The sequence below is a fragment of the Exiguobacterium sp. NPDC077395 genome, assembly GCF_050269125.1.
GTDB classification, from domain to species: Bacteria; Bacillota; Bacilli; order Exiguobacteriales; family Exiguobacteriaceae; genus Exiguobacterium; species Exiguobacterium aestuarii_A.
Window position 1 is genome coordinate 1619882 of record NZ_JBNNHU010000001.1, and the last position, 25287, is coordinate 1645168.

The window sequence follows — 25287 nt, forward strand, 5'->3', positions numbered from 1 at the left end:
CCGTCCCTAAGTCGCTTCGTAGGTATGACTCGATCGACGCGTCCTACTCAACGTGTTGATCATTTATCCATGTTGTTCTTCATTCTGTGTGACTTCGTGGTCATTATACGCAAGTTCTGATCTATCGTCAAGAACCGTCTGCACAGGCGGCTCCCCGACAATCGTCTCCCACTCGGTGCTGTTTAAGAGCTCCATTTGGGCGTCGACGAGGACACGGAAACGTGTGCGATACAACTCGACTTTTTTGAGCATTTGAACGACTTCACGTTCTGCAAGTTGCTCTTTACGTGCCGCTTCTTCTTCACGAGCGTACGCTTCACGTTCCGCTTGTTTCAAGATGAGACTCGCTTCTTTTTGCGCGTTGTTCTTCACTTCTTCCGCTGCTTCCTGCGCGACGATGATTGACTTGTTCAATGTATCTTCCATCGAGGAGAAGTAGTCAATGCGAGCTTGCATATCGTTGACAAGTTCTTCATACCGTCGATTCTCACGAATCAATAGTTCAAACTCTTTAATGATTTGATCTAAAAATTCATTGACCTCATCGATGTCGTACCCACGAAAACGGGAAGAGAATTCTTTATTATGAATATCAATCGGTGTCAACGCCATTCGACTTTCCTCCTAAAATTTAACGTATGGTCCCATACTGGATTTTAATCTTTTCACGTTTAGTCGAACCAAGGATCTCCATCATCTTAATACGACCGTATCCACGGACGGATAAAAGATCATCTGGTTCAAGCATAAAGCTCGGATCTTCAATGACTTTATGATTCACTTTGCAGTCACCATGTTTCACAAGCGCCTGAGCTTTCTGACGAGATATGTTGAGTACCTCGCTCACAACCGTATCAAATCGTAAAGAGGACACGATGCCGAAACCTTCGATCCACTCTGTTTTCGGAACGACGAGTATGTCATCCTTCGCAACAGAGGAGATGCGAACTTTCGCTTTTCCGACACGCTCCAAGTTCATTTCGATGAACCCGACGGCTTCGCGGGTCGTAGCAAACTGGACGATTTCCTCTTCCAGGACGACGTCCCCAAACTTTTGACGCTTTAATCCAGCATTCAGTAAAGTTCCAGTCACTTGTCGATGTGTCAGGTCAACAAATTTTGTCGGATATTCAATACGACGAATCTCAATTTCAAAATCATCGGTATTCAGCTCATAATACTCTGGCGCCAAAATCAGCCGACGTCGTTCAGCTCCTTCAAACCCGCCATCGTCGTGAATGACGAGCTGTTTACCGACAAGCTGTTTGACGATTTGCTGTTCGCGAGGGTCTAAAAAGTCCGTCAACTTCAATACATAGCTGTTCTCGACTTGTTGTACCCAATCCAACACTTGTTCAACGAACGCCCGTTCACTTGGTCGGTAGTGATCATAAACGCTCATACATCACCCGAAAATGGCAGCGATACCGGCTTGTGCCATCCGAAGCACGAACAATGCGACGATTGGAGAGATATCGAGCATGCCACCGATTGGTGGGATAATCCGTCGGAACGGTGCTAAAAATGGTTCACATAAAAACGATAAAATTTGTCCGAACATGGATTCACGTGCGTTCGGGAACCATGATAATAAGATATAGCCGATCAGGACCCAACTATAAATACCAAGCAAAGTACTTAACGTATTGCCTAAGGCAGGGATTACGTTTTCCATTCAGTTACCACCCTTTACTGTGAAGTTCATCCTCCGAAATCAAGTTTGAGATTGAACCAGTCAATTCGACATTGTTCGGAGTACACAGAATCGTGTTATGTCCAATCGAAGTCATCGATCCTTCTAGCGCATATACGACACCAGAAAGGAAGTTGACGACTTGACGTGATTGCTCTTTTGACATGCGCTGAAGATTGACGATGACAGCACGGTTTTCTTTCAATTGATCGCTAATATCTTGCGCTTCAGCGAATACACGTGGTTCAGCCAATACGACTTTCGAGCGTTCTTTCTTCTTCGTATTCAATGCCACGAGATTATTTGCTGATTTTGGGCGATCTTCTTGTCTCACGACCGCTGTTTCAGTTGAAGAAGTTGTTGATGTGTTTGCGACGGCAAACTCTTCTTCTTCGTATGTGCTGTTCGGATCTTCCTCGAGTCCAAAGAAATCTTTCATTTTGTTTTTGATTGACATAACGGATTCCTCCTTAAGATATATTATTGCACAAGTACGGTACCAATACGAACAAACGATGCGCCTTCTTCAATCGCGATTGGATAATCGTTTGACATCCCCATCGATAGCTCCGTGCAAGGGGCGTGTTCAAACCCTTTTGCGGTCACTTCATCACGTAATCGACGTAAACGACCGAACGTCTCACGAAGGACTGACTCTTCTTCCGTGAACGGTGCCATCGTCATCAACCCGATGATTCGAATATGAGGATACTGTTTACAGTTCTTGATGAAAGGCATAACTTCCTCTATTTCAAGACCATGTTTTGAATCTTCTCCTGACGTATTCACTTGAACAAAGCAATCAATCGTCTCGCTCGCTCGTTTATCGATCTCTGCAGCGAGTGATAAACGGTCCAATGAGTGAATAGCTGCCACGTGATCGATGATTTGTCTCACTTTACGTGTCTGCAACGTGCCGATGAAGTGAAACTTTGCGTCTTCTGGCATGCCGTTCACTTTCTCAAGTAAGGAATCTGGACGATTTTCACCGAAGTCACGAATTCCTTCCGCGTAGAGAGCATTGGCCACATCTACGCCTACCGACTTCGTGACGGCAATCAAAGTAGGCTCCACATCTTGAACGTGAGCTGCCATGATGGATTGAACTTGTTTTACGTTATCTGAAATACTCACAATTTACGCTCCTTGACGATGACTGCCGCAAATCGACGTTTCGTTTCTCCGTCTCGATATGAGAAAAACGGAGTATTTGCGCCAGTCGATAAATTCGATTGCATGACGGACGTGTCATGTTCGTTTGCCAACACTTCATTGACGGCTGGGAGTGACAACAAGGCGTGGTCGTCCGACTCCTGTCGAACGGCTTTTTGATAGGCAGTCGGCGAAACGGATTGAACCGCATCTAGCACTCGACGATCGACCTCATATTCATTCCCAGCAATCGCTGGACCGACGAGCATGTCCACTTCTGTCACATCGATGCCTTGATCTTCAAACGCTTGGATCATGGACGTGACGATATTGCCGACGGTCCCTTTCCAACCCGCATGAGCGACACCGATGACTCCATGGTTTTTCGCACAGAAAAAGAGAGGTACGCAATCTGCAAAGACGAGAGCGAGCGGCAATGCTTCTTCTTTTGTGATCAGTCCGTCTGTTTGCGAAATCGCCTCGTCATATCGAAATGCACCTTTGCCCTTGTCCGCTGAATCCACGCTTTGGACCGTTATCCCGTGCACTTGGTCGGCCCAAACGGAGTCTTCTAGCGAAAGATTCGCCTGTTGAAAAAACCATTGACGATTTTGAATGACTCCCTCAATATCATCGCCGACATGAAGACCGACGTTTCCGGCATTGTGTCCGTTCGTCCGTGTCGTCACGTAAGCATGATAGCGATTCGTTTCGGTTTCCCATGTATGTAACAGTTGCATCGGTTTCTCCTTTTTTAGAAAAAGGGATGCCGAGTCACGGCACCCCCTTGTTGTTTAGTTACGGCGTTGTCTCACGAACGCAGGGATGTTGATCGTCTCGTCTGGGACGTCTCCTCCATACACTGGGCGATGGAAGTTCCCTTCGTCTTGTTGAGCCGCTTCATTTGCTTTTGGTTGGGGTTCCTTGTTCTCAACCTCTGGCTGTTTTTTCGGCTGCTGAAGGAATGGGTTCGCCCCTTGCGTTTCCTCAGCAAATTCAGTTGCAATCACGGTGACGATGATTTCATCGTTCAAGTTTTCGTTGATGACCGAACCGAAGATCAAGTTCACTTCTTCATCTGCGGCACTTTGAACGATTTGAGCTGCTTCTGTCACTTCATACAAGCTAAGGCTGAGCCCACCTGTAATGTTCATCAAGACACCTTTCGCTCCTTCGATTGAAGATTCGAGAAGTGGTGAAGAGATTGCTTTCTTCGCTGCTTCAACGGCACGGTTTTCACCTGTAGCAACACCTACACCCATAAGTGCAGATCCTTTTTCCGTCATGATCGTCTTCACGTCAGCGAAGTCAAGGTTGATGAGACCAGGGATGGCGATCAAGTCAGTGATCCCTTGAACACCTTGACGAAGGACGTTGTCCGCTTCACGGAACGCTTCAATCATTGGTGTGTTGCGTTCCACGATTTCAAGAAGCTTATCGTTTGGAATGACGATGAGTGTATCTACTTTTTCTTTAAACGCTTGAATCCCATGTTGCGCGTGTTGCATGCGCTTCCGGCCTTCGAACATGAATGGCTTTGTGACGACACCGACTGTGAGCGCGCCGATTTCTTTTGAAATCTCAGCGATGACCGGTGCAGCTCCAGTTCCTGTTCCGCCACCCATACCAGCCGTGACGAAAACCATATCCGCTCCATCAAGCGCTTCAATCAATTGTTCGCGGCTTTCTTCTGCCGCTTTTTTACCGATATCAGGATTCGCACCAGCACCGAGACCACGTGTCAATTTGGCACCAAGTTGAAGCTTCACATCGGCTTTCGACATATTCAAGGCTTGAGCATCCGTGTTGACAGCGATGAACTCAACTCCTTGTACCCCGTGTTCAATCATACGGTTAACGGCGTTTGAACCGCCGCCTCCGACTCCAATTACTTTAATTTTTGCTACGGCGTCAATCGCCTCATCAAAGTACATCATTCAGGTATCCCCCTACTTATTTTCCAAGTTGTATTACAACGTCAGCTTAAACGCCAAATAATTTTTCCATCAAACGACTAAAACCTTTTTTCGAATCTTGATCGGTCTCGTATTCGTTCTCTCCAACATGAGTATCGGTCGGTTCCTGCTTATTGTGAAGCGTTTCGTAGCGAACTTCCGGTTTTTCGAGTTGAGATTTTGAAACGTGATGATCACTCATTAAGACATATTTCAAAACACCGACTGCTGTCGCGTATTTTGGATGTCTGACGCCAATCGACGACGGTTGATACAATCTCGTCTTTTGACCCATGACACGAGTCGCTAACTCTTGAATACCTGGTAGAGCAGCAGCTCCACCACAAAGTAGATATCCGCCATTCAGCATCGGAACACCTACTTTTTGAACCTTATTCAACATAAGAGTAAACATTTCCTCTATTCTCGCCTCTAAAACATAGCTAATTTCTGACTGTGGTTCGAACGCCACTTCCCCATTGATGTTCGTGTAGGAGAAACCTTCTGTTCCATCGGCCATTTCTTCGAGTGCGAGACCGTATTCTTCTTTCGCCACTTTGGCGTCTTGATATTTGCAGTTTAGCTTATAGACCAAGTCTCTTGTCATATGGTCTCCACCGACTGGAAGGATATACGAGTAAACGAGATCTCCACGATAAAATACCGAGACCGTCGTCTTTTCGTGCCCGACATCGACAAGACCAATGCCGAGGTCGATTTCATCTACAGAAGCTGCACTCATACCGAGCGCGAGGTTTCCTAAAATAAATCCTTCGAGGTGCAATCCGGCACGTTCAATCGAACGACGAATACTATGTAAAATTGTCTTCGATCCAGTAACCATTTTCCCATGCATTTCTAGTCGATAACCAAGCATTCCACGAGGATCGACGACACCCGTTTGTTGATCCACTGTGAATGATGATGGGATTACATCGATGACACTCATCTCATCCGGTAATCGCATCACTTGTGCTGAATTGATGACTTCCATCACGTCTGCATCTGTAATTTCCTGATCTTCCCGCTTCACGGATGCGATTCCATGACATGGGGCAATTTGGATATGTTCCCCTTCGATGGCAACGTATACAGATCGAATTTGATCACCTAACGATGTCTCCGCGTGTTCAACGGCCTGTTTGATCGCTTGGACTGTTTTATCGATGTCTACGACAGCACCACGTTTCACCCCTGCAGACGGTGCACACCCTTCTGCCAAAATATTAAGCGTTCCGCCGAGCAATTCACCGACGACGAGCTTAATCTCTGACGTTCCAATATCTAATGCGGCCACATAACCATTCGCTTCCAAAAGGGAAACACCTCCGCTCTATAATTTTCCTTTACAAATTACATGACAAATATGACAGATATCCAAAAAAATTGTTGGTTTCGACAAGATATCTCACGTCTAAGTTTACAACAAATAAGATAGTGAGAAAAGGTAGAATCCTACAATTTAAGCGGTTTCGCGTTATCAATTCGTTTACAAACGACAAAAAAACAGCCCTTATGTGTCTAAGGACTGTAATATAACTGATTATTCATTCGTTTTCTTGTATGGAACAAAGTAAAAACCACCATCCATGACGACTGTTCCTTGCTGACCTTTCGGAATGTTTTCATAGATTTCTCCATATTTCGAAACGGTCTCGCTTAACTTCAGTGTCGGGGTGAGAAGCGTATTTCCGTCATTCATAAAAATCTCGTAACGTGTCGGCTCTCCCTTTTGTTTAGACAGGACGACTTCCGACATACGCGCTCGCGTCGCATCATCGACTTGTTCCAACTCACTGGCAATCTTTTCGAGTTCTTTTTCCGAATTGAACTCTCTTAGCAGTGGACCATCTTTTAACTTCTGAGGGTCGGTGATAGTGCCTGTTGAATGAAGTGAGCCGTCTGCTAAAACGACGACATCTCCCGTCTCCGCACGAGCATAGGCAATCATCTTCTCTTCTGTCACGTTTACGTGAACCACGTTATACCAAGATCGGTCCATGTCTACCCGTTTGATACCCGGCAACTTTTCCATTTGGTCACTCATCTTGCTCGGTGATAGACTGACAAATTTTGTCGATGTGTCGAGCTCCATGTCTTGAAACACGTAGGATTCATCAAGCCAGTATAGCCCAGATACGTTCACTTCTTTCACGTTCGACATCGAAGTTTGCATATAGACCACGAGTAGGATGAGAATTCCAAACAAGGAAAGCACGGAGAACATCCGACGGTTCGCTTTTTTCCGTCGCTGCTTTTTCATGTACGGAATACGGTCTTCTAGACTGCGTACCGTTTGTTGGCTTGGTTCCATCGGATTCTACTCCTTTATCGAATGACTTCTTCTACTAAGTCGGCTAATGCATCCGACGCGTCCGGAAATCCGAGGGCACGGGATGCGTTCGCCATCTCATTTTGTTTGCCAAGCACTTGGCGAATCGCTTCGACGAGCGTCTCTCCTGACAACGACTCCTCTTTCACGAGTAACGCTGCACCGTTTTCAACAAGGGCAGAAGCGTTCTTCGTCTGATGGTCTGCTGTCACGTAAGGGCTCGGGATCAATACGCTCGGTAAACCGAGGGCGGTCAATTCGGAAATCGTCGAAGCTCCCGCACGCGAGACGACGATTGACGTACAAGCGAGTAAGGCCGGCATATCATAGACGTACGGATGAACGTGTACGTTTTCAGACGATGGGGCTTCTTTCGATACAGATTCGTAATGCACTTTCCCTGTGACGTAGAGCACGTTGATTGGTAAGTCTGAAAGCGCCGGGATGGCCTCAGTGACGGCACGGTTGATTGCTTCGGCGCCACGGCTCCCTCCGTAAATCAATACGATTGGTCGTTCATCGAGATTGTACTGTTCTCGTACAGCCGCATCGTCGACTTTCGTCTGTAGCACTTCACTTCCACGCGGATTTCCAATCAATCGTACGTTTGCCCCAGGGAAATGAACATCTGACCCTTTAAAGGAAAGGGCGACCCGATTCGCCTTTTTCGATAAAAACTTATTCGTTAACCCTGGGATGCTGTTTTGTTCATGTAGAATGGTCGGGATGCCGAGTTGTTGCGCCGTATAGACGACCGGACCTGAGACGAATCCGCCCGTTCCGATGACGACATCCGGTTTGAATGCTGCCATATCTTTTTTAAGAGAGCGGACAGCTTTCAAGAACCAGTACGCCGTTTTTAAGTTCTCGAGGGAGAGGGACCGTTTCAATCCAGCGATTTGAATCGATTTGAACGGGACACCTGCTCGAGGAACGAGATCGGCTTCTAACCCATTCTCCGTTCCGACGTATTGTACCTGTAAATTCGGGTGACGTTTTTGTAACGTCTCAATCAATGCGAGGGCCGGATAAATATGACCACCGGTACCTCCACCAGAAATCATGACTTTCATCGGTTCGCCTCCTCATATGCGCGAACGAGATGGACGAACTGTTCGCCTCGTTCTTCAAACGTCTTGAATTGGTCCCAACTCGCACACGCTGGAGATAGAAGAATGACATCTCCCGTCTCAGATTGTTCAAACGCGAGGGGAACGGCGTCTGCTAACGTCTCGACCGTGAAAGATGGAATCTGTTGGGACTCCCCAAGCGCTTTAAAACGCTCTTTCGTCTCACCATACGCGACGACAGCTTTCACGTTTGAGAGAGCTGGCGCGAGCGAAGATAAGTCCGCTCCACGTTCGAGTCCTCCACAAAGCCATACAATCGGAGCATCGAATCCTCGTAGCGCCGCTTCCGCCGCAACGTTGTTCGTCGCCTTCGAATCATTGTAGACGGCACGTCCGAGAACGTCACCTAAACTTTCAGTCCGATGCGCGACACCGCCAAAGTTTCGTAATACACGCTCGACGTGTGCTTTTGGAAGTGCAAACGGTTCGACCAACAGAAGAGCCGCTAGTACGTTCTCGACGTTATGGGCACCACCTAATGCCAATTCATTCACACGAATGACTCGCTCTCCGCGTACCGTGACCCAACCGTCCACGACGGAAGCATCTCCTCGCTCAAAGCTGAACGTATTCGGTTCAAGATGAGCCGGGACACGTTTCATCACTTCAGCGTCTGTCACTTTGACGACGATTTGGTCGTCACGTGTCATCTGACGGAACAAGTTTCCTTTTGCATCTGCATAGGAGTCGAAGTCGCCGTGATAATCGAGATGGGCTTCTGATAGATTCAGCAACGCTGCCGAACGCGGATGGAAGGACTCAACCCCCATCAACTGAAAGCTCGACAGTTCAATGACAATCAATTCGCCCGCTTTCGCGTTTGTCGCGACCTCGATGGCCGGGAATCCGATGTTTCCCGCGAGATGAACCGGGCGCTCTCCGCCTTTGAGTAACTCATAGACGAGTGTCGTTGTCGTCGTCTTTCCGTTCGAGCCTGTGATTGCGACGAATTCTGCATCGGTTGCCATGTAGGCGAGCTCGACTTCCGTGTAGATTGGAATCTCACGGGACATCGCTTCTTGAAGCAACGGAATGTGATACGGGATCCCTGGATTTTTCACAATCAACTCTGTCTCATTCAACAAAGCGAGAGGATGTTCATTAAATACCGATTGAATCCCAAGTGCCTGAATTTTTTCCTGTTCGTTTTCGGGAGGGATATTACCCGTATTGATCGTCACATCCGCTCCCGCATGATGCAGATACGTCGCCGCTGCGATTCCGCTCTTTGCGGCGCCGAGGACGAGAACTTTTTTACCGTGCCATTGCTTTTCCATCTGTCTCACCCTTTTACATGAGTAGTAATGATAAACCTGCTGTAATTAAACTGATTCCACCGAAAGTAAGAACGATTCGCCATTCCGACCAACCGACCATTTCGAAGTGGTGATGAATCGGGCTCATTTTGAAGATGCGCTTCCCTGTCGTTTTGAATGAAAGAACTTGCAAGATGACGCTCAATGTCTCGATGACAAAGATGATCCCGACGAAGACGAGGAGCAACTCAAGTTTCAACATGAGCGCTAGTCCTGCAACGGCTCCACCTAATGCGAGTGAACCCGTATCGCCCATGAAAATTTTCGCCGGATATTTATTGAAAACGAGGAACCCGATTAATGCGCCGACGACGGCGAATGCGAACCAGGCAATTCCAAGTTCATCTTGTGCGAGCGCATAGATCCCAAAGAACGTGAACGTTGGAATCGCTGAGAACGAGACGAGACCGTCAAGACCGTCCGTCAAGTTGACGGCATTTGAGAAGCCGACGAGCCAGAAGATGACGATGGCGATATAGAACCAACCCGTCTCAAATGAAATCGATGTGAATGGAATCGAGATCGATGTATCGAGCTCTCCACCAAGTGATAGGAACCAGGCGAACAGAACGGATACGACAATTTGACCAATCAACTTCTGAAGTGACGTCAACCCGAGGTTTCGTTTATTGACGACTTTAATATAGTCATCTAAAAAGCCGATTACCCCGAACGCCATCGTTACGAATAGAAGTGTCCCGAATCCGGCGACCGCTTCCCCGAAGATGACAGATACGATGAAACCGACTAAGATGGCGAGCAAGATCACAATTCCGCCCATCGTCGGTGTTCCCGATTTCTTCTGGTGCCAGCCTGGACCTTCATCACGAATCTCTTGTCCAAATTTTAACTGACGCAATGCCGGAATAGCTCGCGGCATGACGATTAATACACTTAATAATGCACTGATTAAGACGATTAAACTAATTAACATGTTGCTACCTCACTACTCTATTTATTGAACGAGACGCTCAAGCGCCAGTCCTCGAGATGCCTTTAACAATACCACAGTATCCGGTCGTTGATAACGATGAAGGAGCGCTTTCGCTTCCTCCACGGTCGGGACAGATGTGACGTTCACACGCGTGTCTTCAATCCCATCCGCAATCCATTTCGCCTTTTCACCGACGAGAATACAATCCGTCACAGGAGATGTCACGACGCCGCCCACTTGTGTGTGCTGGGCTTGTTCATCCGCTCCGAGCTCATACATATCTCCAAGGACGAGCACGCGCTTCGAGAAGCCTTCGAGTGACTTGACTGTTTCGATTGCCGCAATCATCGATGTCGGGCTTGCATTATATGCATCGTTGATGAGATGCGCTTCACCGAACATCTGCTTCTCCATTCGCATCGTCGTCAGTTTGATACGGGCAAGACCACGTTGAATCATCGCATGATCGAGTCCGAACTCGAGACCGCACGCAATCGCATAAGCCGCGTTTCGGATTTGATGGGCACCGAGCACCTTCAGTTCGTACAAGTCACCATTGTATTTAAAGATGGATGCGTCAAACGTCGTCTCGACCACTTCGATTTTCCCGTCCGCCGTCTCATCGTATCCGACTCGATAGCCTTGACCGGCAAGAAGCGGCTCGTCCGCATCGACGATCAATCGTCCGTCCGGTTTCAGACCAGCCTTGATTTCAAGCTTCGCTTTCGCGATACCTGAGCGCCCGCCGACTTGTTCACCATGTGACTCACCGATGTTCGTGACAAATGCCACATCCGGTTTGGCAAGTTTCGACAATTGCTCGATTTGACCGAATCCGTTCATGCCCATCTCTAACACGGCCACTTCCGTGTCGCGCGGCATGCGAAGGACGGTAAGCGGTAAACCAACGTCCGAGTTGAAGTTTCCAGCTGTCTTGTGCGTCTTGAATTTTTCTTCAAGTACGACGGCAATCATATCTTTCGTAGACGTTTTTCCGTTTGAACCGGTAATGGCGACCACGAGTGGATTGATTTCCTCTAAATAGCGTGCAGCTGCCGTTTGCAAGGCGTCAACCGTCGATTTGACCGGGATGACGAACACATTGTCCGGTTGAGGGCGACCTTCTTCCCAAAACGTGACGATGGCCCCTTTCTCAATCGCTGCTTCGATGTAGTCATGACCGTCAACACGTGCACCGACGATCGGGACAAATAGTCCTGCGCCATTCTCATCTCTCGAATCTGTGGCGACGCGTTCGACGAGACGATTGTCTTCCACGTCGATCCCAAACCAAGACGCTAATTTTTGAACTGTCAATTGTTCCATACAAACTTCCTCCTCATACATAGGAAAAGAGAGCCGCAGCCCTCTTCATCTCGTGCGTTAATTCGATGGTGTCTCCAATTTCACTTTCAAGGAGGCTCCCGTCTTGACAGGTTTCCCTTTGCCAATCGATTGCGATGTGACAAATCCGGTACCATCGATTTCTAAATTTAATTGATAGAGCGTCGCTAAACGTTTTACATCTCGTAACGACCACCCTTTTAATGTTGGCATCGTAAACGAATTACTCGTTTTTAGCAACAGTCGCTCACCGACGACATAAGATTGTCCTTTTACAGGACTTTGAGCCGTCACTTCATCCCCGTCACCTAAGACAATCGGATTGAAAGAGCTGTCAGTCGCCTCTTTTACGACATCTTCACGGTTTTTACCGATGTACGATGTCGTCGTCTTCGTCGAGGCATCGACTGTTTTTTCTTGTTTTTCAGGTTCGACACTCCGGTATCGTAACGCGACATCCATCACATCTTTGAAGAGTGGCGCCATGATGCGTGGTCCCGTTGTCGATGAGTCACTGTTCGGACGATCGACTGCGATATACATGACGAGTTCCGGATCGTCTTCCGGTGCCATCCCGACGAATGAGTGAATGTACTGTCCGCTCAAATACTTTCCGTTCTCAGCGATTTGGGCGGTACCCGTCTTCCCGACCACTTGATAGTTATCTAACGCATACAATTGGCCTGTCCCCACATCGCTATTGACGACACCGTCAAGTGCTTCACGCGTCTTTTTCGCAGTCTCTGCGGTAATCGGTTGACCGACCACTTTCGGATTCGTCGTCCGAATCGTTTCGCCCGTCTCACTATTGACAATCTTCTTAATGACGTGCGGTTGTTTCATGGTGCCGTCCGTTGCAATCGCAGATGTCGCCTGCAAGATTTGCATCGGTGTCACCGCGGTCGATTGTCCCCAAGCTGTAATTAAGACGTTCATCGGACTCTCAAAGTCGAATTGACTATTCACCTCGCCAGGTAAATCAATTCCGGTCCGTTGATCGAACTTGAACGCTTTGAAGTAATCTTCATAGCGACTGAGACCGAGTCGTTCGTTCGCTAAGATTGAGAACGCGACGTTCGACGAGTGCCAGACGCCTTCTACCATAGGAATCGTACCCCATCCGGTTATGTTGTAATCATTGAATACCGTCTTACCGTATTTGTATGATCCTGACTTGTACAACTCGTTCGGGTTATATACGCCCTCGTTGATTGCAGCCGCCAACGTGAAAATTTTCATCGTCGACCCTGGCTCAAAGCGAGACGAGACCGAGAAGTTGCTGTATGAGGAAATCTCACGCGTATTCGGGTCAAAAGATGGACGGTCCGATAAGGCGATGATTTCCCCTGTTTTCGGATCCATGATGATGGCCGTCGCATTTTTCGGTTCATACTCCTCATATAACTCATTCATCTTCGTCTCGAGCAGCTGTTGAATCCGATGATCAATCGTCAGTTGGACGTCCGCGCCGTCTTCTGGCTCGATTTTTAATTGTTCGTCGCTCGAGACGAGCTCACGTCCTGCCAAATCTTTTTCGAATCGATACAAGCCATACGACTCACTTAAAATATCGTTGAGCGATTTTTCGATCCCGAGTTCACCGACGAGCTCGATTCGACCATTTTGGTCAATCTTTTGCGCATAACCGATGACCGAAGATGCGAATACTTTATTCGGGTAGTAACGTTTCGGTTCTTCGACGAATGTGATACCCGGAAGTTCGAACGCTTCGATCTCTTCTTTTTGTTCAACGGTCAAATCACGCCCCGGAACACCGAACTCGATTTGGCCGCGGTCGACATTTTGCTCAAGTCGCTTTAAAATATCGGCTTCTGCCATCGGAAGCACGGTCGCGAGTTGTTTCGCGGCTTCTTCAAATTCGTTTGGCATGAGCGTTTTTCCTTCGACCCGTTCGCCGCCAAGTTTTAACACGGCGACAAGTCGATACGATGGAATGTTGATGGCAATCGGTTGACCAAAACGGTCGTACACTTCGCCTCGTTCGGCTTCTAACGTACTGACTGCCTTCCATCGCTGCTCTTCAGCGAACGCCAACATATTCTCACCTTTATATGTATGCGTGACAGACAAGTAAAGAAACCATCCGACAAAAAATAAAAAGAGCGGGGTGAAGCAGACAATCGCTACCCACGCCACTCTTTTTTTACTCTGTTGTAAAGAATTCATCAATCAATCACCTTGACGTTCTTCTCATTGAATTTCATTCCGAGCTTCTCGGCAATCGCGTAAATTCGTTCTGGCGAGCTTAGTTGGGCGATTTCATACTTTAGTTCTTCGTTTTCTTTTGCAACCCCATTTACCTGCTGGTTGACGGCTGCCGTATCACGCATAATGTTATACGCTTCGTTGTGTTTTGACACCGTGATGCCACCGAACATGACCACTGAACCAATCATCACTGGATACAGGATCGATTCAAACAAGGTCAACGTGCGTCGTTTTGGAGCAGGTATTGGTCGTTCTTGCGGAATCGGATTTCGATTCGGTGTAACTTGAGGCTGCAACGCCTTACGGGCAGCTTCTGGCATCAGGTATCCCTCCTACAAAGTGATTATTTTTGTTTTTCGGCCACTCTCAGTTTTGCCGAGCGTGAACGACGGTTATCTTCGAGTTCTCCTTCACTCGCCACGATTGGTTTGCGTGTGATCAACTTGAGTTCTGGTTCGAACTCTTTCGGGATGACCGGCAATCCTGGTGGTAACGGCGGGTGTTGGCTCCGTTCTTTAAACACTTGTTTACAAATTCGGTCTTCTAACGAATGGAATGTAATGACACAGATGCGTCCGTTCACTGCGAGTAAATCAATCGCATCTTGTACGGCACGGTCGAATACGTTCAACTCGTCATTGACGGCGATTCGAATCGCTTGGAACGTTCGTTTCGCTGGATGACCGCCTTTGCGTCTTGCTGGTGCAGGAATCGCTTCTTTAATCAAGTCGACAAGCTCAAACGTCGTCTCAATCGGTTTATCGGCACGGGCTTGCTCAATCTTTCGTGCGATTTGTTTTGAAAACTTTTCCTCCCCGTATGTAAAGAAAATACGAGCAAGTTCTCCAAACGACCATTCATTCACAACATGATAAGCTGAAAACTCTCGCGAGCGATCCATTCTCATATCGAGCGGCGCGTCGTAATTGTAACTGAATCCACGTTCTGCCTCATCAAGCTGTGGCGAAGAAACGCCTAGGTCGAATAGTACGCCGTCCACTTTTGTCACGCCATGTTGGGCGAGTTCTTCTTTCAAGTGAACGAAGTTGCTCTTTATAAACGTCACACGGCCTTCATAAGGAGCCAATCGCTCTTTCGCATGCGCGAGCGCGACGTCATCTTGGTCGAACGCATATAGTTGTCCCGTCGTTAGACGCTTGGCGATTTCTTCACTATGACCCGCTCCACCTAACGTACAGTCCACATATATACCATCTGGTTTGATGTTCAATCCTTCAATGGACTCCATTTTTAAAACCGTTTCATGCTCAAACATTCAAAAAACCCTCTCAACCTACATATTTCAACTGTTTTATTACACTTACTTTATCATAAAAATGTCAAGGTCCGTACAGGTTTTTAGCGAAAAGAGGAAACAAAAAGGTAACAACAAAAAAAAGCTCCTGACAAATGTCAAGAGCTGTTCAAAAAAAGGTTATACCTTGAACAAACATCGCTCCGCTTCCGATTGCTCATAAACGTGCTTCATCCGCTCAAAAACGTCGAGACCATGACGATTCAACATTGGAACCATCGATAAAATACGCTCCTGAGGTGCATTCATCGGGAAGAGTCGAGTCGAAAGCTGAATACGTCGCGCGTTCAATCGATATTGGTCACGTTTTGCCTCGGCACGCATCTCATCTGCCAACCGTTCGAGAACGTGTCTCGACTTCGTCTCAAATCGTCTGCCGTGACTGCGGGCTTCCTGGCTGACCGCCTCCGTGAGTGTCCGATACGCATACAGCTTCGCTTCAAACGCCTCATCATCAAATGGATGATCTGGTAGTGGGCGCTTCATATATTCCTCAAGTGTGACGCCTTCTTGTCGTAATTTCTTTTCATCGTTACTCGAGACGATTAAACCACCGAGACGAGGTAACAGTAGCGGCATTTTCCATCCAAGCTCGTGGAATAACGGACGGAGTTGTAGCCAATAGGCGATTTCCCCAGGACCAGCGACATAGCCGAGCGTCGGAAACAAATAGTCTTGCATGAGCGGTCGAGAGACGACGTTGTTTGAAAAGCGTTCCGGGTGTGCCTCGATCTCATTGAGCAATTCGGTCTCCGTGAATCGATGCCCACGTTTCGTCGTGTACACCGAGTCGGTTTTTGTGAGCAGTTCACGCGTCCCGTCATGGTAAAAGAGATGTGCTGCCTCTTTATTCAACTCGACGGATGGCATGCCGTCTTCAAAGGCATGTTCAAGCGCTTGTTGGAATGCGTCATGTTGTTCAATCAGTCGACGGAACATCGGACGTTCAAGTGCGCGGACGTCACTCGCGTGCGGGTCAAACAATAAAAAGTCGTTCCCTACGAAACGGCGCATCATCCCTCCGAAAAACTGCGCGAACGAATGACTTTCTTGAATGAGTTCAATCAGCTCCTGATACAGACGTAATGTATGTGGCGTCTCCGTCTCGTTCAACAACATCCGCTGCGCCATTTGTACCAGCTCAAGTTTCACTCGGTCGAACTCAAGCTCCCCTACAGATGCTTTTCCTGCTAGCGGAAGCGTGGATAATGCATCTTTTTTTAAGATTCTCGAAAACGTCTGGGTCGTGAAGACATGATTGATTTCCGCGAAGTCATGATCTTCCGTCGCCATCCAAAAAATCGGAAGGACCGGTTTGCCGAGCTTCGCTTCCGCCTCTTTCGCTCGTTTGATGACCGCTAGCAATTTGTATACAGCGAATAGAGGACCTCCGTATACGCCGACTTGTTGCCCGGTCACCATGACGTATGCTTCACGCTGTTCGAGCAAATCGAGATTCGCTGATAGACGTTCCGATAGTTCCCCGAACTGCCGTTGCTGCTGTTTTAAAATGTGGACGAGTTCATGGAGATGGTCGTAAGAACGTCCTGCAATCTCCGTTGCGCGCTTCTCGACTTCATCCATACCTTGATAATCGAGCCAGCGCCCGTACCCTTCTTCAATTTGTATCATCGGGGATGTGGGTGCGTATAGGGCATCAAATGCTTCTACCTTCACGTATAACAACTTCCTTTCAATCAATCAACGAATCATTTCTTGGGCCACGCCGATCGCAAATAAAATCGCATGCGTCGGGACTAGGATTAAAAAGAGCAAGCGCCAGCCGTGAACGAACATCTTCGTGAACAACACTTCCTCATAACGAATCCGCTGCCAGATCGCATTGATCGGAAAGATGGCGCAACACGCCGCAAGCAACAGAAGAAACACTTCCGTCCCGAAGATGGCCTCCAGTAAAACGCCACATGCATAGAACCAGAGAACGACCCCGGCATCACAGGCGAGTTTGAATGAGTTGATTGATTTCGGCATAATTTTTCTAAGTATCATATACACCATAAACCATAAGATGAGTGGAAATGAAACGATATACACTAACACGATGCGTTCGCTCCTATAATCAGTTTATGTAGCAGTGGGATAACTGTAAGTGAAATCTTCATTTGTTCGGCTTTCTCGATCACTGGTTTTAAAATCGCATCCACTTCTGTCGTTCGACCTTCCTCAAGATCACGCAACATGGAAGAACGATTCTCGGCAGTGCGTTCGATGATCGACTCGATATACGTATACGAAACACGCTTTGAGAATAGTGGCGTTAGTTCCTCGTAGATAGAATGCGCAATTTCACGATATGGCGCGTTTACGAGCGACCCATTCGGAACACGGCATAGTGCTGTAATGGGATTGATGATGGCATTCGCAAATAGCTTTTCGATCACGACTTGTTCGATGTCTTCTTCCCAGATGACCTGAAGGGGGCTATCTTGAAGTGTGATCGGAAGGAGGCCTGTCATACTCCCGATTCGAATACGTCCGAGTCCACGATGTTCGATGGTGTTTCCCTGTTTCGTCACCCCGTGTTCGACGACACCTAAATGAAAACCACGTTGTTTCGCATAATCTAGATGGGCAATCCCGTTCGAGCAAATGAAGACTGGAACCGCTCCAGAGAGTCGTGCCGTCGCCTGTTCGACGTGGTGAGCTTTCGTCGTGACAAAAAAGAGATCTTGGTCAGTCTCTTCTAATGTTGCACTAGATTGTAGCGATACATATGCTGACCCACTCGTCACACCTGTCCGAGAGATTAAAATCTTTTCAGGTGATTCGCTTCGTCCGTATATCGTCACCTCATAATCATCAGCGAGCAAGGACGCCATCAATAGTCCGACCGCCCCGTTCCCGATGATGCCAATGCGTTTAATGGAGTTCATACATGCTTTCCTCCTGAATAGAACTATTTTCGCACAAAAAGTTTACCACATCTTCTCGCCATGACCCAAAAATGACAAACAAAAAAAGAAGTGACCTGATATCAGATCACTTCTTCTCGCATTATTTGCTTGTTACTTCTTTACCGTTGTAATGTCCGCAAGATTTGCAAACACGGTGTGAAAGTTTCATTTCGCCACAGTTCGGGCACTCGTTCATACCAGGTACGTTGAGTTTGAAGTGAGTACGACGAAGACGTTTGCGAGTTTTCGACGTTCTACGGAATGGTACTGCCATCGTTGTCCACCTCCTTGAAAAGTTAACCTTCCTCGTTCTCTTTTTTCGAGAACAGGTCGGCCAGTCCCGCGAATCGCGGGTCAATTTTTGGTTGAGCGTCCGGCTGTTCGTCAGTGAGCGTCCAGCCTTCTCCTTCAACCTGAGTTTTGTCTGTTTCGTTCCCGTAAACTTGCATCGGGACGTCTAACATGATGAGCTCTTTTACAATCGGTACAAGACTGATTGTATTTCCTTCTGGCAAATTCACGTCATCGAATTGCTCCGTATAACGCCCATTCTCCAAAAAGAAAGGCTCGAGCGATTCAATATCAAATTCATAAGTGACATCTTCTAACGTTCGCGCATCTGGCAACGTCAAATCACCTTGAATCTTCAGATTGAATGTAACTTGATTAGATGTGAACGATGCATCCCCGTGCACATGCACCGGGCGAATCGAACGGATATCCGGATGGAGCTGAGTTAGCTCTGGTAGTTCTACCATCTCATCGATCGTAAAACCGTCACCCTGGTTTCGGAGCTTAAGTAGCTGTGCAATAGACCATTTCATCCGAATCACCTCAATTGCAACAATATGAATTATAGATAGGCCAACTTGTTTTGTCAATGTTTTTTCTTTACACTAAAATCAGTTGACGACGGCGCTTTGCCAAAGCGTACTTACTCATCTTACACCAATCCATACGACAATGCAAAGGAGTAAATCATGCAAAAGACGGCCATTATCGCAGAGTACAATCCGTTTCACAACGGGCACTATTATCAAGCGCAAACCGCACGTCAAGAAACCGGGGCTGATGCCATGATTGCCATCATGAGTGCCCAGTTCACTCAACGAGGAGAACCAGCATCATTCGATAAGTGGAAACGGGCAAGAGCGGCCGTCGAGAGCGGGGCAATCGATCTCGTCGTCGAACTACCGACCAAGTATGGAGTACAACGGGCGGATCGCTTCGCCATGTCCGCCGTCTCAATCGCCGAACAACTCCGATGCCAAACGCTATCGTTCGGAAGCGAAAGTGGTGATGTCGACGCCATCCTTCATGCAGCACAGTCCAATGTTGAAGAGACACCTCTATATAAAGAGGCACTCCATCAAGCGCTACAAGAGGGTCACTCGTCGGCGCAAGCTTCGAGTCGGGCTTTCCGTACCGTCTACCCGTCGTTTGATTTGACACGTCCTAATAATATTTTGGCGTATCATTACGCTAAAGCAGCGAAGACGATTCAGTTACATACGGTCAAGCGTCTCGGGGCAGATTATCACGACACCTCACTCACAGACGTCATGTCGGCCACTGGCATCCGGGCCCATTACCTAGAAACGGGTGAAGTTCGTGCCGTCCCGGCATCGACAGAAGTGATGTTCCAATCGCAATCGATGACGCATTGGGAACTGTATTGGACCGTCTTACAATACAAACTCAGGACGTTACCGCTCCATACGTTGAGCGAGCTCGTCGGTATTGACGCTTCCCTCGCACCTCGCCTTAAACGAGCCGGATTCGAAACATCGTTTGAACATGCCCTCACATCCGTTTCGACACGTCGCTATACACGCACATCGATTCAACGAGCGTTCGTGTCCATTCTTCTGCACTGGTTAAAAGAAGAAGCACCGACTCGTTTTGATGATGTCCCCTACGTGAGACCGCTCGCGTTTAATGACATCGGCCGTTTGGCATTACGGGATGTGAAACAAGAATTGCCGCTCATCGGTAAGTACGATGAACGGCTCGATTTTGAAGCTCGTGTCACTGAGGCGTATCGACTGCCGCTTCATAACGACACATTGATTGAACACCGCCAGCGACCTCAGTTCATCTCTTCTAAATAACGGATTGCATCTTCGACCGTCTTGACGGGGACGACTTCTATGTCACTGTCGAGACGGTCGCGCGATTCAAGCGCTTCCTCATAATTGGAACCGGCCGGGACGAAAAAGACTTCGGCCCCTTCCTCTTCCGCTGCGACAATCTTTTGCCACGCGCCTCCGATTGGTCCGACATTTCCTTCTTCATCGACGGTTCCCGTGCCAGCGATTCGCTTTCCGTTCGCCAAATCGCCCGGCGTCAGCTGGTCATAAATTTCTAACGTGAACATCAATCCTGCGGACGGTCCCCCGACATTCGTCAAAGCGACATCGACTTTAGGGTCTGCTGTGATTTCCTGGACAGGGAGTGGCTCATATATACCGATCCCGACGCGGTCACCACTTTGGTCAATCGGTTGAATGAGCGTCTGCACGATACGCTCCTCCCCGTCTCGCTCGATCGTCAACTCGACTTCATCACCGGCATCCGATTCCATCACCCGATTTAAAAAGTCCATACGTGTCGCAAAAGACATGCCGTCGATTGCCGTAATGACATCGCCCGGCTTTAAGATGTTGGCGGCGAGAGAACCCGAAATCGGCGCAGAGACGTAAATCCCTTCAAAATCGACCGTCACTTCTTCGCCAGCGAGCTCATATGCATATTGGATTGCCGCTTGTTGAGAGGAGTCCATCAAGAGTTGTTGACGTCTGTCGTAGTCTGCCTCACTTTCTCCATCATATAAATAACGACTAGATAAATTGGCTTCTGTGAACGGTGTGACCCAACTCTCTACTAGCCAAAACGGTGTCGCTCTCCGTTGTGAAATGGTCACCATCATCAGTTCCCCTTCATCCTTTTCGCCACCTTCGACGGTCAGGAACTCTTCAATCGACGTCGCCGCACCAGGTGATGAGATGTAATAAGGGAGCGGAACGAAGAGAAATAGAAGAACGGTGACGAGCAGACCAAGCCCGATTTTTAATGATTTCATTGTCCCGAACTCACTTGGTACTTTTTACGTAACGCGACTTCGACTTGCTCTGGGACGAGCTCACTGACTGATGCACCATATTTCGCTACTTCTTTCACGATGGATGAGCTGAGGAACGAGTATTGACTGTTCGTCATCATGAATAGCGTCTCTACGTTCTCATTCAACTTCTTGTTGATTGATGCGATTTGAAGTTCGTATTCAAAATCAGATACGGCCCGTAATCCACGTACAATCGTTGCCGCTTCTCGCTCTGCAGCATATTCGACGAGAAGTCCACCGAACGCGTCAGCCGACACGTTCGGAAGATGTGTCGTCACCTCACGTATGAGTCCTAATCGTTCTTCCACATCAAACAGTGGGGCCTTGCTGGAATTTTCAAGGACGGCGACAATGACTTCGTCAAAGATGGCCGCCGCTCGTTCGATAATGTCTAAATGTCCATTTGTGATCGGGTCAAAGCTCCCCGGACAAATCGCAATCCGCTTCATTTGTTTCACTCCTCAATCGATGCATACTCATAAAAGCTGATGGTGATCACCTCTGAGTATCGCTGTTCTTTAATTCGTTCAAGTCGTCCGATACGCTCCGGCAATGTCACGTCACTCCCGTGTTCACAGACGATGACACCAACGTCGATCAACATGTCAGCTTCATCAATCAAACGTAAGAAAGCCTCGTGCTCTTCCGCATGATACGGGGGATCCATAAAGATCAGCTTAAACTGTTCCTTCTGTGCGCGAAGCTGTTCGAGCACCGCCTTGGCGTCTTGACGATACACGTTCGCCTTCTTTTCATAATGGGTCGCCCGCAAGTTTTCTTGAATCGTTTGCACGGCTTTCGGTTGACGGTCGACAAACACTGCTTCGTCACACCCTCTCGACAACGCCTCGATCCCAAGTCCACCGCTGCCCGCATAGAGGTCTAACGCTTTCCCACCAGAAAAGTAGGGTCCGATGATATTGAATAACGATTCCTTTACTTTATCTGTTGTCGGCCGCGTAGCCGTTCCTGGGACCGCCTTTAAACGGGTCCCTTTTCGTTCTCCAGATATGACACGCATGTCTTTCCCTCCAGCAGAAAAGATGAAGGTGATGCCACCTTCATCTTTTTGTTTATTTCGATTTTGTCTCGTACGTTTCGGAAATGAATGGACGCTCGCTACGAACGACCGCTTCCACGAACGGCAATGCCTTTACTTGTTCGAGTACGGCTTCATGACCTTCAAGGTCTGTATAAAGAAACGCATACTTCTCTCGTTTTGAGACAAAGTACAGATTCGCATAACGTCTTAACGCTTTCACTTGTTTCAAGGAATTCACGTATACGACGAAGCCAATCCGTTCATTCAACTTAGACGGCGCATCCACAACTTCCGCCTCCTCCGCAACTGCCACCGCCGGAACATCCACCTTCGTCAAAGAATGGATTACCAGTCGGGACCTTGATTTTAGGAGAGACCGAATGAGCCAACAGTTCACTCACTTCCCCTAACAACTTATCCAAGCTTCGTTCCGCCTTTTTGAACGCAGCGATTTCCGGTTGGACGTCAAGACGACGTTTGATAAGATGCATCTCTTTTTTGATGCGGTCGTGGTCCGGATGGTGCTTCCCGAACCGCTGGACGTATTCATAGTCCTCTTTCATCTTTAGGAACTCGCGCTCGATTTCCTTCGCTTCTTGTGATGCGAGACGTGCCGCTTTCGTTTGAATATATGTTTGAAACGATTCGCTTGCTTCAATCAAATCGGTCAATTCTTCAGTTTGATCGAGCAGGGCAATCGTCTGTTCAGTGATTATCATACCCCTCACCCTTTCTGCCATGATTTTACCACAATTGTTTCCCTATGTAAGCAATCCACACTATAATTGAAGTTGACCGCAAGGCGTTCAATGTAGAAAGGAAGTGAATAGACGTACCCAGTGCGTCTGTATATGAAAAAAGTTTCTTTTAATATGATTCGATCAGCCGGAATCAAGACGGATTATGCGAAGCCTGAATATTATTATGATCAACTCGATAAAGTACGCGAAGCTGAACTCGTTTTGTTCCCCGAGTACTGGATGGTCAATTCCATCATTTACGGGATGAACAAAGCCATTTTTCCGTCTCCTGCGACATATCATCTCGGGCACGACAAAATCGAGATGACACGTGCCTTTAAAGCGACGTACCCTCACCGTATTCCGAAGACGCTCATCTACGGAAAAAATCCATACACGATTGAACGCGTGTTGGAAGAGTTCCAATACCCGTTCGTCGCCAAAAAAGCCAAATCCTCTATGGGACAAGGGGTATGGTTGATTAAGAACGATCAAGACTGGTTAGAATATGTCGAAAATCACGATACGTTCTACGTCCAAGAGTTCATCCCAAATGATCGCGACTTACGAGTCATCATCATTGGTGAAGAAGTCGTCGGTGCGTATTGGCGCGTCAGTGAGGCGTTTTTGAATAACGTCGCCCAAGGAGCTAACTTCTCGTACGAAGACATTCCGGAAGACGTCGTCAAAGAAGTTCAAACGATTGCGAATACGTTGCACATCAATCACGCGGCGTTTGACGTTATCGTGACGGAAGAAGGATTCTATATCTTGGAGTTCAACGTCTTTTTCGGTTCGGAAGGACTGCTCCCACTCGGGGTAAAACTCCCTCAAAAAATCGAAGAATATTTATCTACATTTAGCTGATCAATCGTTCATCTTTTTTTCACAATTTGAACACACGTTATTCCAAGAACGTTTTTGAATATGGTATGATGACATATGAGGTTTATTCGAAAAGGGGGATTATGATGAAATTTGAGCAGTTCCACATCGAGGGAAAAGAAATCCGTTTTGGTTTGCTCGAGACGATCATGGATCATCATCATTTCATCCGTGAAGGTGCTTGGGATTATGAGCGTGCCACGTATGATATGAAATATGAGAAACAATCGACTGGCGAAACATTCTATCTTCGCTTACCTGTATACGCTATTGAAGGTCAAATCGAAGATCGTCACGCTGTAGTTAAAATGCTCACACCAATTTTAGGGAAGCATTATTATCCACACGGTGTTGAATACGATGAAGTCTTCCCAGAAGAAATCGTCCGCGACTGCGAACGTCGCCTGAAGGCACTCGCAGAAACACTAGAAGTCAAACCCCTTGCATAAGCAAAGGGGTTTCTTTTTGGGCTATATCGGAGGTTCACAGCCTTGAAGAATTCAATCTATCTTGAAAAAGAGAGTAACCGGTTATGCATCGGAGCATCACGCATCCAGTTAAAAATGATTCATCTTCCTGATTCAATTCATGAATTGGAACAAATGATTTTTTCTGAATCAATCCAGACTCTTTATATCTCAACTTATCAAATGAAAGATAGAGATTTATTAGAGCCTCAAGCAATCAGCAATATCCGATCCCAATGGAACGAGTCATTCAGGACACACATCGTACTTTCCAATGAAGCAGATTTAGATGACTTTGAAAATGGATATTGCTTCTTCGCAGAACTTTTTCATGATCCACAAAAAAATAGGATATTAATCCTTTATCAAGCTCACTAAAAAATACGATTATAAAACAAAGCCCACAGAAGCAAATTCGCTTCTGTGGGCTTATATTAATTGGTCGCAATGATGGTCAGCGTCACATCGACCTGACCGAGCAATAAATCAAATTGGTCTCGAACGTAGCGATACAAGCGCTCCGCCTCGACGAGTGGTAAAGATGCAATGATTTGATAATCATAATGGTCTTTCGATCGAGATACGACTTTCACTTCTTTTAAGCCGAACTCAATGGCGCTACATGCGATCAAATCCTCAATCGCCCGTTCCGCGATCGTCACGTCTCCGTATGAATAGTCATTCCCAATCACAGCCATCGTATCGTTCATGGTG

Annotated in this window: 31 protein-coding genes and 1 other annotated feature (1 of these 32 running past the window's edge); of the genes, 4 read left to right on the forward strand and 27 right to left on the reverse strand. The window is 47.4% G+C overall.

What is annotated here, in order from left to right; translation table 11 throughout:
* Nucleotides 1–60, reverse strand: a binding site (T-box leader); it reaches 160 nt to the left of the window's first position.
* 3 nt (nt 61–63) lie between these two features.
* The 21 genes from ACQKD4_RS08325 to ACQKD4_RS08425 all read right to left on the reverse strand — a co-directional run bounded on the left by ACQKD4_RS08325 (nt 64) and on the right by ACQKD4_RS08425 (nt 19139).
* Entirely contained in the window at nt 64–612 is a 549-nt protein-coding gene (locus ACQKD4_RS08325; RefSeq protein WP_074034869.1) for a DivIVA domain-containing protein, read from the reverse strand.
* 19 nt (nt 613–631) lie between these two features.
* A complete protein-coding gene (locus ACQKD4_RS08330) occupies nt 632–1402 on the reverse strand; it encodes an RNA-binding protein (RefSeq protein WP_214819604.1) in 771 nt (256 codons plus the stop codon).
* Between the two features lie 3 nt (nt 1403–1405).
* On the reverse strand, nt 1406–1675 hold the full coding sequence (locus ACQKD4_RS08335) for a YggT family protein (RefSeq protein WP_074034873.1): 270 nt from the start codon (nt 1673–1675) through the stop codon (nt 1406–1408).
* A 4-nt stretch (nt 1676–1679) separates the two neighbouring features.
* Nucleotides 1680–2150, reverse strand: a complete 471-nt coding sequence (locus ACQKD4_RS08340; RefSeq protein ID WP_074034875.1) for a cell division protein SepF — start codon at nt 2148–2150, stop codon at nt 1680–1682.
* Nucleotides 2151–2173: 23 nt separating this feature from the next.
* The gene (locus ACQKD4_RS08345) at nt 2174–2827 is read right to left on the reverse strand and encodes a YggS family pyridoxal phosphate-dependent enzyme (RefSeq protein WP_427373018.1); all 654 of its coding nucleotides are present in this window, start codon (nt 2825–2827) and stop codon (nt 2174–2176) included.
* Nucleotides 2824–3585, reverse strand: coding sequence for a peptidoglycan editing factor PgeF (gene pgeF / locus ACQKD4_RS08350; RefSeq protein ID WP_427373019.1), 762 nt, complete (start codon nt 3583–3585; stop codon nt 2824–2826). Before pgeF ends, ACQKD4_RS08345 begins: the two co-directional genes overlap by 4 nt.
* 54 nt (nt 3586–3639) lie before the next feature.
* Nucleotides 3640–4782, reverse strand: coding sequence for a cell division protein FtsZ (gene ftsZ, locus ACQKD4_RS08355; protein WP_214691765.1), 1143 nt, complete (start codon nt 4780–4782; stop codon nt 3640–3642).
* 46 nt (nt 4783–4828) lie between these two features.
* Entirely contained in the window at nt 4829–6115 is a 1287-nt protein-coding gene (gene ftsA, locus ACQKD4_RS08360; RefSeq protein WP_427373020.1) for a cell division protein FtsA, read from the reverse strand.
* A gap of 228 nt (nt 6116–6343) precedes the next feature.
* Entirely contained in the window at nt 6344–7114 is a 771-nt protein-coding gene (locus tag ACQKD4_RS08365; RefSeq protein WP_427373021.1) for a cell division protein FtsQ/DivIB, read from the reverse strand.
* 14 nt (nt 7115–7128) lie between these two features.
* Entirely contained in the window at nt 7129–8205 is a 1077-nt protein-coding gene (gene murG, locus ACQKD4_RS08370; RefSeq protein WP_427373022.1) for an undecaprenyldiphospho-muramoylpentapeptide beta-N-acetylglucosaminyltransferase, read from the reverse strand.
* Entirely contained in the window at nt 8202–9539 is a 1338-nt protein-coding gene (murD, locus tag ACQKD4_RS08375) for a UDP-N-acetylmuramoyl-L-alanine--D-glutamate ligase (protein WP_427373023.1), read from the reverse strand. The genes murG and murD overlap by 4 nt, the downstream gene beginning before the upstream one ends.
* Before the next feature lie 13 nt (nt 9540–9552).
* The gene (gene mraY, locus ACQKD4_RS08380; protein WP_214745601.1) at nt 9553–10512 is read right to left on the reverse strand and encodes a phospho-N-acetylmuramoyl-pentapeptide-transferase; all 960 of its coding nucleotides are present in this window, start codon (nt 10510–10512) and stop codon (nt 9553–9555) included.
* A 21-nt stretch (nt 10513–10533) separates the two neighbouring features.
* Nucleotides 10534–11838, reverse strand: a complete 1305-nt coding sequence (locus ACQKD4_RS08385) for a UDP-N-acetylmuramoyl-tripeptide--D-alanyl-D-alanine ligase (protein WP_427373024.1) — start codon at nt 11836–11838, stop codon at nt 10534–10536.
* Between the two features lie 57 nt (nt 11839–11895).
* On the reverse strand, nt 11896–14043 hold the full coding sequence (locus ACQKD4_RS08390; RefSeq protein WP_427373026.1) for a penicillin-binding protein: 2148 nt from the start codon (nt 14041–14043) through the stop codon (nt 11896–11898).
* Complete coding sequence (ftsL, locus tag ACQKD4_RS08395; protein ID WP_214691757.1) at nt 14043–14405, reverse strand: cell division protein FtsL; 363 nt, start codon at nt 14403–14405, stop codon at nt 14043–14045. Before ftsL ends, ACQKD4_RS08390 begins: the two co-directional genes overlap by 1 nt.
* A 23-nt stretch (nt 14406–14428) precedes the next feature.
* A complete protein-coding gene (gene rsmH, locus ACQKD4_RS08400; RefSeq protein ID WP_214745610.1) occupies nt 14429–15361 on the reverse strand; it encodes a 16S rRNA (cytosine(1402)-N(4))-methyltransferase RsmH in 933 nt (310 codons plus the stop codon).
* A gap of 159 nt (nt 15362–15520) precedes the next feature.
* Nucleotides 15521–17077 carry a bacillithiol biosynthesis cysteine-adding enzyme BshC gene (gene bshC / locus ACQKD4_RS08405; protein ID WP_427373027.1) on the reverse strand — a complete coding sequence of 519 codons (1557 nt, stop codon included), beginning with the start codon at nt 17075–17077 and terminating at the stop codon, nt 15521–15523.
* Nucleotides 17078–17101: 24 nt separating this feature from the next.
* The gene (locus ACQKD4_RS08410) at nt 17102–17461 is read right to left on the reverse strand and encodes a DUF3397 domain-containing protein (protein WP_074034903.1); all 360 of its coding nucleotides are present in this window, start codon (nt 17459–17461) and stop codon (nt 17102–17104) included.
* Nucleotides 17455–18294, reverse strand: coding sequence for a ketopantoate reductase family protein (locus ACQKD4_RS08415; RefSeq protein ID WP_427373029.1), 840 nt, complete (start codon nt 18292–18294; stop codon nt 17455–17457). Before ACQKD4_RS08415 ends, ACQKD4_RS08410 begins: the two co-directional genes overlap by 7 nt.
* 121 nt (nt 18295–18415) lie before the next feature.
* Nucleotides 18416–18589: a 50S ribosomal protein L32 gene (gene rpmF / locus ACQKD4_RS08420; protein ID WP_015881300.1), complete on the reverse strand. Its 174-nt coding sequence runs from the start codon at nt 18587–18589 to the stop codon at nt 18416–18418.
* A gap of 22 nt (nt 18590–18611) precedes the next feature.
* Nucleotides 18612–19139 carry a YceD family protein gene (locus tag ACQKD4_RS08425; protein ID WP_074034907.1) on the reverse strand — a complete coding sequence of 176 codons (528 nt, stop codon included), beginning with the start codon at nt 19137–19139 and terminating at the stop codon, nt 18612–18614.
* Nucleotides 19140–19295: 156 nt separating this feature from the next.
* Between ACQKD4_RS08425 and ACQKD4_RS08430 the strand changes: the two genes are divergently transcribed.
* On the forward strand, nt 19296–20426 hold the full coding sequence (locus ACQKD4_RS08430; protein WP_427373030.1) for a tRNA(Met) cytidine acetate ligase: 1131 nt from the start codon (nt 19296–19298) through the stop codon (nt 20424–20426).
* Here the strand turns inward: ACQKD4_RS08430 and ACQKD4_RS08435 are convergent.
* The 5 genes from ACQKD4_RS08435 to ACQKD4_RS08455 are packed head-to-tail and all read right to left on the reverse strand — an operon-like array spanning nt 20405 to nt 23200.
* A complete protein-coding gene (locus tag ACQKD4_RS08435) occupies nt 20405–21397 on the reverse strand; it encodes a SepM family pheromone-processing serine protease (RefSeq protein WP_427373031.1) in 993 nt (330 codons plus the stop codon). The two genes, ACQKD4_RS08430 and ACQKD4_RS08435, sit on opposite strands and share 22 nt — an antisense overlap.
* Nucleotides 21394–21888, reverse strand: coding sequence for a pantetheine-phosphate adenylyltransferase (gene coaD / locus ACQKD4_RS08440; RefSeq protein ID WP_214783929.1), 495 nt, complete (start codon nt 21886–21888; stop codon nt 21394–21396). Before coaD ends, ACQKD4_RS08435 begins: the two co-directional genes overlap by 4 nt.
* A gap of 5 nt (nt 21889–21893) precedes the next feature.
* Entirely contained in the window at nt 21894–22460 is a 567-nt protein-coding gene (gene rsmD, locus ACQKD4_RS08445) for a 16S rRNA (guanine(966)-N(2))-methyltransferase RsmD (protein ID WP_214691750.1), read from the reverse strand.
* A gap of 52 nt (nt 22461–22512) precedes the next feature.
* Nucleotides 22513–22767, reverse strand: a complete 255-nt coding sequence (locus tag ACQKD4_RS08450; RefSeq protein ID WP_143406649.1) for a YlbG family protein — start codon at nt 22765–22767, stop codon at nt 22513–22515.
* Nucleotides 22751–23200, reverse strand: a complete 450-nt coding sequence (locus tag ACQKD4_RS08455) for a YlbF family regulator (RefSeq protein WP_015881293.1) — start codon at nt 23198–23200, stop codon at nt 22751–22753. The genes ACQKD4_RS08450 and ACQKD4_RS08455 overlap by 17 nt, the downstream gene beginning before the upstream one ends.
* A 153-nt stretch (nt 23201–23353) precedes the next feature.
* Between ACQKD4_RS08455 and ACQKD4_RS08460 the strand changes: the two genes are divergently transcribed.
* The 3 genes from ACQKD4_RS08460 to ACQKD4_RS08470 all read left to right on the forward strand — a co-directional run bounded on the left by ACQKD4_RS08460 (nt 23354) and on the right by ACQKD4_RS08470 (nt 24951).
* On the forward strand, nt 23354–24088 hold the full coding sequence (locus ACQKD4_RS08460) for an ATP-grasp domain-containing protein (protein WP_427373032.1): 735 nt from the start codon (nt 23354–23356) through the stop codon (nt 24086–24088).
* A gap of 104 nt (nt 24089–24192) precedes the next feature.
* Entirely contained in the window at nt 24193–24555 is a 363-nt protein-coding gene (locus tag ACQKD4_RS08465; protein ID WP_015881291.1) for a YugN family protein, read from the forward strand.
* A 42-nt stretch (nt 24556–24597) separates the two neighbouring features.
* The gene (locus ACQKD4_RS08470; RefSeq protein ID WP_427373033.1) at nt 24598–24951 is read left to right on the forward strand and encodes a hypothetical protein; all 354 of its coding nucleotides are present in this window, start codon (nt 24598–24600) and stop codon (nt 24949–24951) included.
* A 56-nt stretch (nt 24952–25007) separates the two neighbouring features.
* On the opposite strand, the gene ACQKD4_RS08475 is transcribed toward ACQKD4_RS08470, so the two are convergent.
* Entirely contained in the window at nt 25008–25283 is a 276-nt protein-coding gene (locus tag ACQKD4_RS08475) for a hypothetical protein (RefSeq protein ID WP_214691747.1), read from the reverse strand.
* Nucleotides 25284–25287: the final 4 nt, after the last annotated feature.

Coding starts and splice junctions, on each gene's coding strand:
- ftsZ (WP_214691765.1), bottom strand. CDS start 4,782: ATGATGTACTTTGATGAGGCGATTGACGCCGTAGCAAAAATTAAAGTA.
- murG (WP_427373022.1), bottom strand. CDS start 8,205: ATGAAAGTCATGATTTCTGGTGGAGGTACCGGTGGTCATATTTATCCG.
- ACQKD4_RS08455 (WP_015881293.1), bottom strand. CDS start 23,200: ATGATAATCACTGAACAGACGATTGCCCTGCTCGATCAAACTGAAGAA.
- ACQKD4_RS08465 (WP_015881291.1), top strand. CDS start 24,193: ATGAAATTTGAGCAGTTCCACATCGAGGGAAAAGAAATCCGTTTTGGT.
- ACQKD4_RS08425 (WP_074034907.1), bottom strand. CDS start 19,139: ATGAAATGGTCTATTGCACAGCTACTTAAGCTCCGAAACCAGGGTGAC.
- ACQKD4_RS08475 (WP_214691747.1), bottom strand. CDS start 25,283: ATGAACGATACGATGGCTGTGATTGGGAATGACTATTCATACGGAGAC.
- ACQKD4_RS08365 (WP_427373021.1), bottom strand. CDS start 7,114: ATGGAACCAAGCCAACAAACGGTACGCAGTCTAGAAGACCGTATTCCG.
- ACQKD4_RS08415 (WP_427373029.1), bottom strand. CDS start 18,294: ATGAACTCCATTAAACGCATTGGCATCATCGGGAACGGGGCGGTCGGA.
- ACQKD4_RS08460 (WP_427373032.1), top strand. CDS start 23,354: ATGATTCGATCAGCCGGAATCAAGACGGATTATGCGAAGCCTGAATAT.
- ftsL (WP_214691757.1), bottom strand. CDS start 14,405: ATGCCAGAAGCTGCCCGTAAGGCGTTGCAGCCTCAAGTTACACCGAAT.
- rsmH (WP_214745610.1), bottom strand. CDS start 15,361: ATGTTTGAGCATGAAACGGTTTTAAAAATGGAGTCCATTGAAGGATTG.
- ACQKD4_RS08390 (WP_427373026.1), bottom strand. CDS start 14,043: ATGAATTCTTTACAACAGAGTAAAAAAAGAGTGGCGTGGGTAGCGATT.
- ACQKD4_RS08330 (WP_214819604.1), bottom strand. CDS start 1,402: ATGAGCGTTTATGATCACTACCGACCAAGTGAACGGGCGTTCGTTGAA.
- murD (WP_427373023.1), bottom strand. CDS start 9,539: ATGGAAAAGCAATGGCACGGTAAAAAAGTTCTCGTCCTCGGCGCCGCA.
- rpmF (WP_015881300.1), bottom strand. CDS start 18,589: ATGGCAGTACCATTCCGTAGAACGTCGAAAACTCGCAAACGTCTTCGT.
- coaD (WP_214783929.1), bottom strand. CDS start 21,888: ATGAAGCGGATTGCGATTTGTCCGGGGAGCTTTGACCCGATCACAAAT.
- ACQKD4_RS08340 (WP_074034875.1), bottom strand. CDS start 2,150: ATGTCAATCAAAAACAAAATGAAAGATTTCTTTGGACTCGAGGAAGAT.
- mraY (WP_214745601.1), bottom strand. CDS start 10,512: ATGTTAATTAGTTTAATCGTCTTAATCAGTGCATTATTAAGTGTATTA.
- pgeF (WP_427373019.1), bottom strand. CDS start 3,585: ATGCAACTGTTACATACATGGGAAACCGAAACGAATCGCTATCATGCT.
- ACQKD4_RS08430 (WP_427373030.1), top strand. CDS start 19,296: ATGCAAAAGACGGCCATTATCGCAGAGTACAATCCGTTTCACAACGGG.
- ACQKD4_RS08325 (WP_074034869.1), bottom strand. CDS start 612: ATGGCGTTGACACCGATTGATATTCATAATAAAGAATTCTCTTCCCGT.
- rsmD (WP_214691750.1), bottom strand. CDS start 22,460: ATGCGTGTCATATCTGGAGAACGAAAAGGGACCCGTTTAAAGGCGGTC.
- ACQKD4_RS08385 (WP_427373024.1), bottom strand. CDS start 11,838: ATGGAACAATTGACAGTTCAAAAATTAGCGTCTTGGTTTGGGATCGAC.
- ACQKD4_RS08335 (WP_074034873.1), bottom strand. CDS start 1,675: ATGGAAAACGTAATCCCTGCCTTAGGCAATACGTTAAGTACTTTGCTT.
- ACQKD4_RS08435 (WP_427373031.1), bottom strand. CDS start 21,397: ATGAAATCATTAAAAATCGGGCTTGGTCTGCTCGTCACCGTTCTTCTA.